Annotated in this window: 9 protein-coding genes; all 9 read left to right on the top strand. The window is 67.5% G+C overall.

Translation table 11 applies throughout. From position 1 onward, the window contains the following. The first annotated feature begins 47 nt into the window (after nt 1-47). The gene (pseB, locus tag ACLJOO_RS21170) at nt 48-1,031 is read left to right on the top strand and encodes a UDP-N-acetylglucosamine 4,6-dehydratase (inverting) (RefSeq protein ID WP_410788946.1); all 984 of its coding nucleotides are present in this window, start codon (nt 48-50) and stop codon (nt 1,029-1,031) included. Nucleotide 1,032: 1 nt separating this feature from the next. Next, entirely contained in the window at nt 1,033-2,157 is a 1,125-nt protein-coding gene (locus ACLJOO_RS21165; protein ID WP_410788944.1) for a DegT/DnrJ/EryC1/StrS family aminotransferase, read from the top strand. 10 nt (nt 2,158-2,167) lie between these two features. Beyond that, complete coding sequence (locus ACLJOO_RS21160; RefSeq protein ID WP_410788942.1) at nt 2,168-3,577, top strand: hypothetical protein; 1,410 nt, start codon at nt 2,168-2,170, stop codon at nt 3,575-3,577. After that, nucleotides 3,577-4,392 (top strand): hypothetical protein, encoded by an 816-nt coding sequence (locus ACLJOO_RS21155; protein ID WP_410788940.1) that lies wholly within the window; start codon nt 3,577-3,579, stop codon nt 4,390-4,392. The genes ACLJOO_RS21160 and ACLJOO_RS21155 overlap by 1 nt, the downstream gene beginning before the upstream one ends. Further along, nucleotides 4,389-5,129, top strand: coding sequence for a cytidylyltransferase domain-containing protein (locus ACLJOO_RS21150; protein WP_410788938.1), 741 nt, complete (start codon nt 4,389-4,391; stop codon nt 5,127-5,129). Before ACLJOO_RS21155 ends, ACLJOO_RS21150 begins: the two co-directional genes overlap by 4 nt. Nucleotides 5,130-5,167: 38 nt before the next feature. Continuing rightward, nucleotides 5,168-6,016, top strand: coding sequence for a class I SAM-dependent methyltransferase (locus ACLJOO_RS21145; RefSeq protein ID WP_410788936.1), 849 nt, complete (start codon nt 5,168-5,170; stop codon nt 6,014-6,016). 80 nt (nt 6,017-6,096) lie between these two features. Next, nucleotides 6,097-6,441 carry a DUF485 domain-containing protein gene (locus tag ACLJOO_RS21140; RefSeq protein WP_410788934.1) on the top strand — a complete coding sequence of 115 codons (345 nt, stop codon included), beginning with the start codon at nt 6,097-6,099 and terminating at the stop codon, nt 6,439-6,441. Continuing rightward, on the top strand, nt 6,438-8,078 hold the full coding sequence (locus tag ACLJOO_RS21135; RefSeq protein ID WP_410788933.1) for a cation acetate symporter: 1,641 nt from the start codon (nt 6,438-6,440) through the stop codon (nt 8,076-8,078). Before ACLJOO_RS21140 ends, ACLJOO_RS21135 begins: the two co-directional genes overlap by 4 nt. A 185-nt stretch (nt 8,079-8,263) precedes the next feature. Continuing rightward, nucleotides 8,264-11,842, top strand: a complete 3,579-nt coding sequence (locus ACLJOO_RS21130; RefSeq protein ID WP_410788932.1) for a discoidin domain-containing protein — start codon at nt 8,264-8,266, stop codon at nt 11,840-11,842. Nucleotides 11,843-12,224 lie beyond the last annotated feature (382 nt).

Genomic DNA, 12,224 nt, shown 5'->3' with positions numbered 1-12,224 from the left:
CTGCGTGTGTGCAGTTCGGAACTGTCCGTCAGAAGGGTCCCGCTCGCGTGTCAATCCTTACCGGCTCCGACATCCTGGTCACCGGCGGTACCGGGTCGTTCGGCCGGACGTTCGTACGGCACGCGCTGAACAACCTGAACCCACGACGGATCATCGTCTTCAGCCGCGACGAGCTGAAGCAGTGGGAGGTCCGCCAGTCGTTCGGCGACGACCCGCGGCTGCGGTTCTTCCTCGGCGACGTCCGCGACCGCGCCCGGCTGCTGCGGGCGATGCACCGGGTCGACTACGTCGTACATGCCGCCGCTTTGAAGCAGGTGGACAGCGGTGAGTACAACCCGTGGGAGTTCGTCCAGACCAACGTGATCGGCTCGCAGAACGTCATCGAGGCGGCCATCGACTGCGGCGTGAAGAAGGTCGTGGCGCTGTCGACCGACAAGGCGTCCAGCCCGATCAACCTGTACGGCGCGACCAAGCTGACCGCGGACAAGCTGTTCATCAACGGGAACCACTACGCGGCGGCGTACGAAACCCGCTTCAGCGTGGTCCGGTACGGCAACGTGATGGGCAGCCGGGGCTCGATCATCCCGAAGTTCCGCGCGCTGCACGCGGCCGGCCAGTCGCTGCCGATCACCGACCTGCGCTGCACCCGGTTCCTGATCACACTGCCGCAGGCGGTCGAGTTCGTGGTCGACTCGTTCGACCTGATGACCGGCGGTGAGCTGTACGTGCCGCGGATCCCGTCGATGAAGGTGACCGACCTGGCCGAGGCGATCGCGCCCGGCGCGATGATGCACGACGTCGGCCTGCGCCCCGGCGAGAAGTTGCACGAGGAGATGATCAGCCCGGAGGAAGGCCGCCGCGCGCTGACCCTCGGCGACCGCTTCGTCCTGCAGCCCGACCTCGCCACCTGGGGCTACCAGCCGCCGACCGGCGGTACGGCGGTGTCGGACGGCTTCCACTACGCGTCGGACACCAACGACCAGTGGTACTCGATCGACGAGATCCGCAAGATCCTCGAGAGCGACGACTGACGTGCTGCCGTACGGGCGCCAGTCGATCTCGGAGGAGGACATCGAGGCGGTCACCGCCGTGCTGCGGGGCGACTGGCTGACCACCGGGCCGGCGGTCACCGCCTTCGAGAACGCGATCTCCGAGCTCTCCGGCGGACATCGAGCGGTGAGCTGTACGTCGGGCACCGCGGCCCTCCACATCGCGTACGCCGCCCTCGGCGTCGGCCCGGGCGACGAGGTCATCACCACCCCCATGACCTTCGTAGCCACCGCCTCCTCCGCCGCAATGCTCGGCGCAAGGATCGTCTTCGCGGATGTGGACTACGAAACCGGCCTCATCGATCCGGCTGCTGTGGCCTCCTGCATCTCTGAACGGTCCAGGGTCATCAGCGCGGTCGACTATGCCGGCCAATCCGCCGACTACCCGGCGCTTCAGGTGCTGGCGGATCGGGTCGGCGCGCACACCCTCGCCGACGCGGCTCATTCCGTCGGCGGCTCGGCGTACGGCCGCCCGGTCGGTGACCTCGCCGACGTCACCACGATGTCCTTCTTTCCCACCAAGAACCTCACCACCGGCGAAGGCGGCGCGGTGGTCTGCAGAGATGATGCCGTTGGGCAGCGCGCCCACGAGTTCCACTTCATCGGCCTGGTCCGGGACCCTTCGCGCTTCGAGCTCACCGACGAAGGACCGTGGCACCAGGAGGTCCACGAGTACGGCGTGAACTACCGCCTGACTGACCTCGGCGCCGCACTCGGGCTGTCCCAGCTGCGCCGGCTCGCGGAGTTCAAGCGCCGCCGGACCGAGATCACCGCCCGCTACAACGCGGCGTTCGCCGACGCCGACGGACTCCGTACGCCGGTGCAGCGCGCCGGCGTCGACCCGATGTGGCACCTGTACCCGATCCGCATCCTCGGCGGCCGCCGGCGCGAGGTCTTCGAGGCGATGCGCGCCGCGGGGATCGGCGTACAGGTCAACTACATCCCCGTGTACTGGCACCCGGTCTTCGCCCACCAGGGCTACCAACGCGGCCTGTGCCCGAACGCCGAGCGTTTCTACGCCGAGGAACTCTCCCTCCCCCTCTACCCGGACCTCACCGACAGTGACGTCGACCGGGTGATCGAGACCCTCCTGACCCTGGTTGGTTAAGTTGATAGATGTGACCCGGTCGAATCTGATCGGCGGCGAGATGCTCAACTGGTCGGATCTGCACCCGGGCGACGCCCGTCCCGCGGCCGCCGGACCCGCAGCCACGGCACTCCTGGCCGCCACTCTCCAGCCTGACGACAGCGTTCTGATCGCCGGCCCGCACAGTGCCGGCGTGATCACGACAGTCGCCGGGCTGGTGACGTCGGTCGACCTGCTGGTGCGCTCGGCCCCCGACGCCGAAGAACTCGCCGAACTACTCTCCGAGGCCAAAGGCGAAGTGTTCTGCGGCTCCCTCGACCGCTTCTCGGTCGAGGGAAAGGACGAGCCCGCGGGCGCATCGGGCGGCGGTTACGACGTGGTCGTCGCGTTGGACGGTCTCGAGCGGCTGGTCGGGCCCGACACCGCGAGCTTCCCGTGGGCCGAGGCGCTCGGGCGGTTGCAGGCGCTCCTCACGCCGGGTGGGCGGCTGCTGATCGGCGCCACGAACTCCTTCGGGTTCGACCGGCTGATCCAGCCCGACATCACGGCAGCCCTCCCGCGCGACGAGGACTGGGGCCGGGCAGTCGAGGACAGGGCGCCCGCAGGTCTCAAGCCCCTCCTCTCTGCTCTAGACACCTCCGACCTCCAGACCTTTGCTGTCTTTCCGTCGCTGACGCAGGCGGATGTCGCGCTCGCCGCGGTGGATGGGTTCGCGGGAGTGGTCGCCGCACGGGCTGTTGCCTCGCGCAACGACGGTCCGGTGTTGATGGACCCGTACCGGGTAGTGCTGGATGCGGCTGCGGCGGGGGTCGCGTTCGAGTTGGCGCCGGCCTGGTACTTCGTGGTTGGTGCTGAGGCGCCTGCTGTGCTGCCTGCAGGTGTGGTGCCGGAGGGCGAAGGCGTCCTGTTGGAGGAGCACCTCCTGATGGCCCTGCGCTCTGATGATCAGGCGGAGCTCCGGCGGGTGATTCCGACGTACGTCGCCTGGCTGGGTGCGGGTGCTGCGGGGTCGCCCGACAACGTGATCCTGGACGGTACGTCGTACCGGTTGTTCGGGGAGCCGGAGGAGCTGGATGTTGTCGAGCATCTGGCGCGGTTTGCTCGGCGAGCTCTGGAAAGTGGCGCACGGCAACCATGGCCCGCGGCGGCCGACCCGCACGTGTTGACCGCGCGGCTCGCGGCGATGGCGGGGATCACCGTGCCGGAGCAGGAGTTCACGCCGGACGAGGTCGTCCGCCCGCGCGGTAGTGCCGAGCAGTTGACCACCGTCGCCCGGCTCGCCGACGAGCTCGCCCACGCGAGCGCCCGCGCGATCCTCTTCGAGGGCACGGTCAGCGGCATCCGCCGTTCGCTCCCCTATCGCGTCGGCCACGCCGTCCTCAACCCGGCCCGGGTGATCCGCCGCCGCCTCAAGCGGGTGCTGCGGAAGGTACGCCGCTGATGCACCACGCCAACCACTTCTACGGGCACGCCAACATCATGGCGACGTACGCCGGACTCCCGAAGCCACCGCGGATCTGGGGCTACCTGCAGCACGGCTGGAACATCCTCGACGGCTTCGCGCACGGCACGAACTTCGCGCCCGGAATGCCCAAGTTCGTCTGGTCGGACAGCGTCCGCCGCCGCGGCCACGCGCTCGGCCTGCGCAACTACTCGGTGATCGGCTCGGTCTGGCTGTACCTGCTGAAGACCCACCCCGAACTGGCGACGCCTTCGAAACGGGCCAAGGGCACCATCTTCTACCCGTTCCACGGCTGGGAAGGCCAGCACGTACTCGGCGACCACGGCCGCATCGTTGCCTCGATCAACGAGCACGAGACCGGCCCGGTGACCGTCTGCCTGTACTGGAACGAGTTCGACAAGCCCGCGATCCGGAACGTCTACAAGGACGCCGGATTCCGGGTCATCACCCACGGCTACCGCGGCCTGCACTGGCGCAAGACCGACGCCAAGTTCCTGGTCAAGCAACTGCGCGAGCTCCGCAAGCACGACCGGGTCGCCTCCAACCGGCTCAGCTCCGCCGTTCTGTACGGCGCCTCGCTCGGCCTGGGGGCTGGGGTCTACGGTGATCCCATGGTGCTGGAGAACGAGCACCCGTCGTTCGGCGGACAGGCGCGGATCAAGAGGCTGTGGCCGGAGATGGACCAGCCGTACGTCCCGCCGGCGGTCGCCCGTGAGTTCACCGACACCGAACTGGGCGTCGACCACGTCGCCGGACCCGCAGAAATCCGGGAGATGTTCCGATGGACCCCGTGACACCAGCACTGAAGATCGGCATCATCACGCAGGTTCGCGTGACCAGCACGCGGCTGCCGGCCAAGGTACTGCTGGCCGTTGCCGGACGCTCCTATCTCGAGCACCACCTCGACCGGCTGAGCCGCACCGGCCTGCCGGTGATCGTCGCGACCACCACGAACTTCAACGACGACCTGGTCGTCCAGGTGTGCGAGGAGGACGGCATCCCGGTCTTCCGCGGCAGCGAGGACGACGTCCTCAGCCGGTTCGCCGGCGCCGCCCGGGAACACGACCTGGACGCCATCGTCCGGGTCACCTCCGACTGCCCGTTGATCGATCCCGAGATCGTTGCCGCGGGCGTCGATCGGTGGCGTGCCGAGAACGACCTCGACCTCTACATCTCGAACTGTCTCGAGCGCACTTACCCGCGGGGCATGGACTTCGAGATCTTCTCCACCGCCCGGTTGTACGACGCGGAGGCGAACGCCACGCTCAGGACGGACCGCGAGCACGTTACGCCGTACCTGCACCAGAACCGGTCCGGCGAGATGCGGCTGCTGAACCTGCCATGGTCCGGCGGTGGAGCGCAGTACCGGCTGACGCTGGACACGGCGGACGACTGGAAGTTGCTCGATGCCCTCATCGAGGACTTCGGCGGAACCGAGCTCGGCTGCGCCGAACTGGTCGCGATTCTGGACGAGCACCCGCAGCTGGCCGCGCTGAACGCGCACATCGAACAGAAGAAACTCGGCGAGTAGCAGGCTCCCCGCGCTCCGCTACGGCATGATTTACCGTGATGACCACCAATGATCCGGCCGGGGACTCCGCCGCTGCCCCGGAGAACGGCGCGGACAACGGCGCGCAGGCCGCGCGGGCCGCGTCGTTCGGCGCCGTCGCGGCCGCGTACGACGCGGGCCGGCCGACGTTCCCGGTCGAGGCGCTGACCTGGATCCTTGGCCCGGGCCGCGGCCTGCAGGTGCTCGACCTGGGCGCCGGCACCGGCAAGCTCGCGGCGGTCGCCGCCGAACTCGGTCATGACGTGATCGCCGTCGACCCGTCGCAGGAGATGCTCGAGGTCTGCCGCCGGCGGCCCGGGATCGACACGATGGTCGGGGCCGCGGAGTCGATCCCGCTGGCGCACGCCTCGGTGGACGCGGTGATCGTCGGACAGGCTTTCCACTGGTTCGACCACGCCCGCGCGCTGCCGGAGATCGCCCGGGTACTGCGCCCGAACGGCGTCCTCGGCCTGCTCTGGAACCACGCCGACACGGTCGTCCCGTGGGTCCGCCGGATCATTCAAACGATCCAAGGCGACGGCCTCGGCGGCACCGACCAGTTCGACCCGATGCCCGTCATCGAGGAGTCGAACCTGTTCACGATGCTGGAGACGGCCCGGTTCCGCCACTGGCAGGACCTGAACCGCAAGGGCCTGCGGCAATTGGCACAGTCGTACTCGCGGGTCGCCGTACTGAAGGAGAGCCGGCGCGAGCAGGTTCTGGAGCAGATCGACCTGATCTACGACCACACCGCCCGCCCGCCGGAGCCGTTGCGGATGCCGTACTTCACCGGTTGTGTCCGGGCCCACCCCAGCGAGTTCGCGAACTATCGCCGTACGGTCGACGGCCCGGTGGCTCCGCATCTGTAGAAACATTTTGGTTGCGGAAGGTCACAAACAGGCGACTTGCGGCTAACGTGCACGTGTTCTAGTCCACCGAAGGGGAACGCATGGACGAGGAAGTGGTGCGCGAGCGGGACGCCCGCGCCTATGAGGCGGTGCACGACGCGGCCGACTTCAAAGAGCTGAAGCGGCGGTACAAGAACTTCGTCGTACCGTGGACGATCGCCTTCATGGCGTGGTACCTGGCGTACGTCGCCTGCAACAACTGGGCCCGCGGTTTCATGGATCACCGGCTGGGTGACAGCCATATCAACGTCGCTCTGATCTTCGGCCTGTTGCAGTTCGTGTCGACGTTCCTGATCGCGGCCCTGTACGGCCGGTTCGCCAACCGCAAGCTCGACCCGCTGGCCCACGGCCTGAACGCCAAGTACAAGAGGGAGCGTCGCCGGTGAACTCCCTGCTCGTGCCCCTGGCGACCGAGCCGGGCAACCGTACGCTGACCATCTCCCTGTTCACCGCGGTCGTGGCCGTGACGCTGTACATCACCTGGTGGGCGTCCCGGCAGAACAAGACCGCGGCCGACTACTACGCCGGCGGCCGCTCGTTCAGCGGCGCGCAGAACGGTCGCGCGGTGGCCGGCGACTACATGTCCGCGGCGTCGTTCCTCGGTATCTCCGGCCAGATCGCCCTCTACGGGTACGACGGCTTCCTGTACTCGATCGGCTTCCTGGTGGCCTGGCTGGTCGCGCTGCTGCTGGTCGCCGAGCTCCTGCGGAACTCGGGCCGCTTCACGATGGCCGACCAGCTCGCGTTCCGGATGAAGCAGAAGCCCGTCCGGACGGCGGCTGCCACCTCGACGATCGTGGTCTCGATCTTCTACCTGCTGGCCCAGATGGTCGGCGCCGGTTCGCTGGTCGGGCTGCTGCTCGGTGTGAAGAGCGAGGGCCTCAAAGCCGCCGTGATCGTGCTCGTCGGCGCGCTGATGATCGTCTACGTGACGATCGGCGGGATGAAGGGCACCACCTGGGTGCAGATCGTCAAGGCCGTGCTGCTGATGACCGGCACGGTGGTGATCACGTTCCTGGTGCTGCTGAAGTTCCACTTCAACATCTCCGACCTGCTCGGCTCGGCCGCGTCGAAGTCCGGCAAGGGCGAAGCGTTCCTGCAGCCCGGACTGCTGTACGGCAAGGACCTCACCGGCCAGATCGACTTCCTGTCGCTCGGCCTCGCATTGGTCCTCGGTACGGCGGGTCTGCCGCACATCCTGATCCGGTTCTACACCGTGCCGGACTCGCGGTCAGCGCGCCGGTCGGTGCAGTGGGCGATCGGCCTGATCGGCGTGTTCTACCTGATGACGCTGGCCCTCGGGTTCGGGGCCGCGGCACTGCTGGACACCGCCAAGGGTTCCGCGGTCGAGACGTCGAAGGGCAACGTTGCTTCACCGCTGCTGGCCGAGGCCGTCGGCGGCGGGGCCGACTCGACCGGTGGGGCGATCCTGCTCGCACTGATCGCGGCCGTCGCCTTCGCCACCATCCTCGCGGTGGTGGCCGGGCTGACGCTGACCTCGGCGTCGTCGTTCGCGCATGACCTGTACGCCAACGTCATCTCGAAACAGAAACCGACCGAGAAGCAGGAACTGCGGGTGGCGCGGTTCGCGGCGATCGGGATCGGCGCGGTGGCGATCGGGCTGGCAATCCCGGCGCAGAAGCTGAACATCGCATTCCTGGTCGCGCTGGCGTTCGCAGTCGCGGCCTCGGCGAACCTGCCGGCGCTGCTGTTCAACCTGTTCTGGAAGCGGTTCAACACCTCGGGCGCGGTCTGGAGCATCTACGGCGGCCTGATCTCGGCCGTCGTACTAGTGGTCTTCTCGCCGGTGGTCTCCGGCAACGGCGACAAGTCGATGATCACTGGCGCGGACTTCCACTGGTTCCCGCTGTCGAACCCGGGCATCGTGTCGATCCCGCTGGGCTTCCTGTTCGGCGTCCTCGGCACGTACCTCGGCCGGGACAAGTCGAGCGAGGCCCGCTACAGCGAGCTCTCGGTCCGCGCATTCACCGGCGCCGGCGCGGAGGGTGCCGCCAAGCACTGACGCAGTACACCCAAGGGCCGGCTCGCATTCACTGCGAGCCGGCCCTTCGCTGTCACGAGCCGTTGACGCACGGTTGATGGTGCCGTAACAATGAGCCAATCGCCGCGCAAGAATTGAGCAAGTCAGCGTAAGTTCTGGACTCCCGTGCGGCGGCTCTTCCCTGTCCCGCCCACCAGGAGAGGCCCATGCGTATTCCGAACTGGCGGTTGCTGACCGCCTTGCTGGCCGCGAGTCTCGCGGCCGCTCCGCTCGTCCGGCCGGCGCCCGCCGCGCAGGCCGCCGTACTCGCCGGTCCCAACCTCGCCGCCGGTAAGGCCGCGTCGGCCAGCAGCAGCACCCAGAACTACGCCGCGTCGAACGTGACCGACGGCAACCAGAGCAGCTACTGGGAGAGCGCCAACAACGCGTTCCCGCAGTGGGTCCAGGTCGATCTCGGTACGTCGGTCGCGACCAACCAGGTCGTACTCAAGCTCCCGACCGCGAACTGGGGCGCCCGCGACGAGACCCTCGCGGTCCAGGGCAGCACCGACGGGCAGAACTTCGCCGACCTGTCCGCGTCCGCAGCGCGCACGTTCAGCCCGCCGAACAACACGGTGACCGTCGACTACGGCACCGCCACCACGCGGTACGTCCGGATCCGGATCACCGCGAACACCGGTTGGCCGGCCGGACAACTCTCCGAACTCGAGGTCTACGGACCGGCGACCGGTGACACCCAGGCTCCCACCGCCCCGGGCAACCTGGCCTTCACCGAGCCCGGCGCCGGGCAGATCAAACTCACCTGGAGCGCATCGACGGACAACGTCGGCGTCACCGGGTACGACGTCTACGCGAACGGGCAACTGCGGACCAGCGTGGCCGGCAACCTGCTCACGTACACGGACGACCAGCCTGCCAACGTCTCGATCACGTACGCCGTTCGCGCGAAAGATGCCGCTGGCAACCAGTCCGCGAACAGCAACACGGTCACCCGCAACGGCAGCGGCGGCCCGGGCAGCAACCTGGCGCTGCACAAGCCGATCACGGCGTCCGGGTCCACGTTCACGTACGTCCCGGAGAACGCGAACGACGACGACGTGACGACGTACTGGGAAGGAAACGCCAACCCGGCCACACTCACCACGCAGCTCGGCGCGAACGCGGACCTCAGCTCGATCGTGGTGCGGCTCAACCCCGATCCGGCGTGGGGACCGCGGACGCAGACGTTCTCGATCCTCGGGCGCGAGCAGAGCTCGTCGAACTTCACGACGATCGTTGCGTCGGCCGGCTACGACTTCAACCCGGCGAGCGGCAACAGCGTGACGATCCCGGTCAGCGCGCGTGTGGCCGACGTACGGCTGAACTTCACCGGGAACACCGGCGCACCGGCCGGGCAGGTCGCTGAGCTGCAGGTGCTCGGCGTACCGGCTCCGAACCCGGATCTCACGCTCTCCAACGTCTCCTGGACCCCCACGTCGCCGGTCGAGACCGATACGATCACGGTTCGCGCGACGGTGAACAACGGCGGTACGGCGGGGTCCGCGGCAACCGACGTGAACTTCTACCTCGGCGCGACCAAGGTCGGTACGGCGGCTGTCGGCGCGCTCGCGGCCGGAGCATCGACGACGGTCAGCGCGTCGATCGGGACGCGCGATGCGGGCTCGTACGCGTTGAGCGCCAAGGTCGACGAGGGTGGATCGGTCATCGAGCAGAACGACGGGAACAACACCGCGGCCGCTCCCGGACCGCTCGTGGTGACTCCGGTGGCGAGCTCGGACCTGGTGGCAGCCGCCGTCAACTGGACGCCCGGAAATCCGGCGGCCGGAAATTCCGTCGCGTTTTCCGTGTCCTTGAAGAACCAAGGCAGTGTCGCCTCTGCGTCTGGTGCGCATGGGATCACGCTGACGGTGCTGAACGGGTCGTCCGTGGTGACGACTCTGACCGGTTCGTACAACGGGTCGATCGCCGCCGGCGCGACCACTCCGGCTGTTGCTCTCGGCAACTGGACTGCGGCCAACGGGCGCTACACCGTGCGTGTGGTGCTGGCGGACGACGCCAACGAACTGCCGGTGAAGCGTTCGAACAACACGAGTGAGCGGCCGTTCTTCGTGGGTCGCGGCGCGAACATGCCGTACGACCACCTGGAGGCCGAGGACGCCTCGGTCGGCGGCGGCGCGTCCGTCATCGGACCGAATCGGACGATCGGTGACCTGGCCGGTGAAACCTCCGGGCGGCGGGCTGTCACGCTCGGCTCGAACGGCGCGTACGTCGAGTTCACCACCCGCGCCAGCACGAACACGCTCGTCACCCGGTTCTCGATGCCGGACTCGTCGGGCGGCGGCGGGCAGATCTCGTCGATCAGCGTGTATGTGAACGGCACCTTCGCGAAGACGTTGCCGCTGACCTCGAAGTACGCCTGGCTGTACGGCGCGGAGGCCTCGCCGAACAACTCGCCGGGGTCGGGTCCGGCGCGGCATATCTACGACGAGGCCAACCTGATGCTCGGCCAGACCTACCCGGCCGGGACGAAGATCCGGCTGCAGAAGGATCCGGCGAACAGCCTGACGTACACGATCGACTTCCTCGACACCGAGGCCGCGACGCCGGTCCCGAACCCTGGCGCGGGATTCGTCACGCCGGCCGGCTTCACGCATCAGGACGTGCAGAACGCGCTCGACCAAGTACGGCAGGACAGCAACCTCCAGGGTGTGTACCTGCCCGCAGGTGACTACGACACGTCGTCGAAGTTCCAGGTGTACGGCAAGGCGGTCAAGGTCGTCGGGGCCGGGCCGTGGTTCACCCGGTTCCACGCGCCGACCACGCAGGACAACACCGACGTCGGGTTCCGGTCGGAGGCGTCGGCGAACGGGTCGACGTTCAGCGGGTTCGCGTACTTCGGCAACTACACGTCGCGGATCGACGGGCCCGGGAAGGTCTTCGACTTCTCGGGTACGGCGAACATGACGATCGACAACATCTGGGTCGAGCACATGGTCTGCCTGTACTGGGGTTCGAACACCGACACCTCGACGATCAAGAACTCGCGGATCCGGGACACGTTCGCCGACGGCATCAACATGACGAACGGGTCGGCCGGCAACACGGTCAGCAACAACGACGCTCGCTCGACGGGTGACGACAGCTTCGCGCTGTTCAACGCCACCGACAACGGCGGCGGCGAGGTCCGGGACAACGTGTTCGAGAACCTGTCCGCGACGCTGACCTGGCGGGCCGCCGGGTTCGCGGTGTACGGCGGGACGAACAACATCTTCCGGAACCTGTACGCCGCGGACATGCTCACGTACCCCGGGATCACGATCAGTTCGCTGGACTTCGGGATCCCGATGAACGGGTTCGGGGCCACTCCGCCGACACAGTTCCAGAACGTTTCCGTCGTACGTTCCGGCGGGCATTTCTGGGGCAACCAGGCGTTCCCCGCGGTGTGGGTCTTCTCGGCGTCGAAGATCTTCCAGGGGATCCGCGTCAGTGATCTGGACATCGTAGATCCGACGTACAGCGGCATCATGTTCCAGACGAACTACGTCGGCGGCCAGCCGCAGTTCCCGGTCGCGGACACCGTCTTCACCAACACGACCATCTCCGGAGCCCAGAAATCCGGCGACGCCTTCGACGCCAAGTCCGGCTTCGGCATCTGGGCCAACGAACTCCCAGAACCCGGCCAAGGCCCAGCCGTAGGCTCCGCCACCTTCAACAACCTAACCCTCACCAACAACGCCAAAGACATCCAAAACACCACCACAACCTTCACCCTCAACCGCAACTAACCCACCCTCAGGGGCCGCCACCCCGGCGGCCCCTGGCCCACAATCCGCTTGTTTACACACACCTGAGCCCCTGCTGCGCGCTGTCCGGCAGGCGACGTAGCAGTCAATCGCAAGGCGCTGAGAGCGCTCCTGCTACCCGGTCAGGAACGCCTGCACTTCAACCACGAGAGGCCGGCCCGACGGAAGCAGATCCTTGATGTGATGGCGGGCTTCCATCTGCTGGTGGACCTCTACCGGACAGATCGTGACTCACACGTGAACCGACGGAGCTGTCTTGAGGCGATCGTCCGCGACTGTGCTCCGGTGGCCGAACCGCTCTGGTGGAAATGGAAGAGTCGACCTACGAACAGGATCGCCGTTGGTTGCGCGAAGCTACGCGACG

The sequence above is a fragment of the Kribbella sp. C-35 genome (assembly GCF_046549195.1).
In the GTDB taxonomy this organism is placed as follows: Bacteria; Actinomycetota; Actinomycetes; order Propionibacteriales; family Kribbellaceae; genus Kribbella.
The sequence above is the reverse complement of the archived record's forward strand: the minus strand, read 5'-3'. Positions and strand labels throughout refer to the sequence as shown.

Excerpts from the sequence above, each read along its gene's own strand:
- ACLJOO_RS21155 (WP_410788940.1), top strand. The coding sequence starts at position 3,577 with ATGCACCACGCCAACCACTTCTACGGGCACGCCAACATCATGGCGACG.
- ACLJOO_RS21145 (WP_410788936.1), top strand. The coding sequence starts at position 5,168 with ATGACCACCAATGATCCGGCCGGGGACTCCGCCGCTGCCCCGGAGAAC.
- ACLJOO_RS21140 (WP_410788934.1), top strand. The coding sequence starts at position 6,097 with ATGGACGAGGAAGTGGTGCGCGAGCGGGACGCCCGCGCCTATGAGGCG.
- ACLJOO_RS21130 (WP_410788932.1), top strand. The coding sequence starts at position 8,264 with ATGCGTATTCCGAACTGGCGGTTGCTGACCGCCTTGCTGGCCGCGAGT.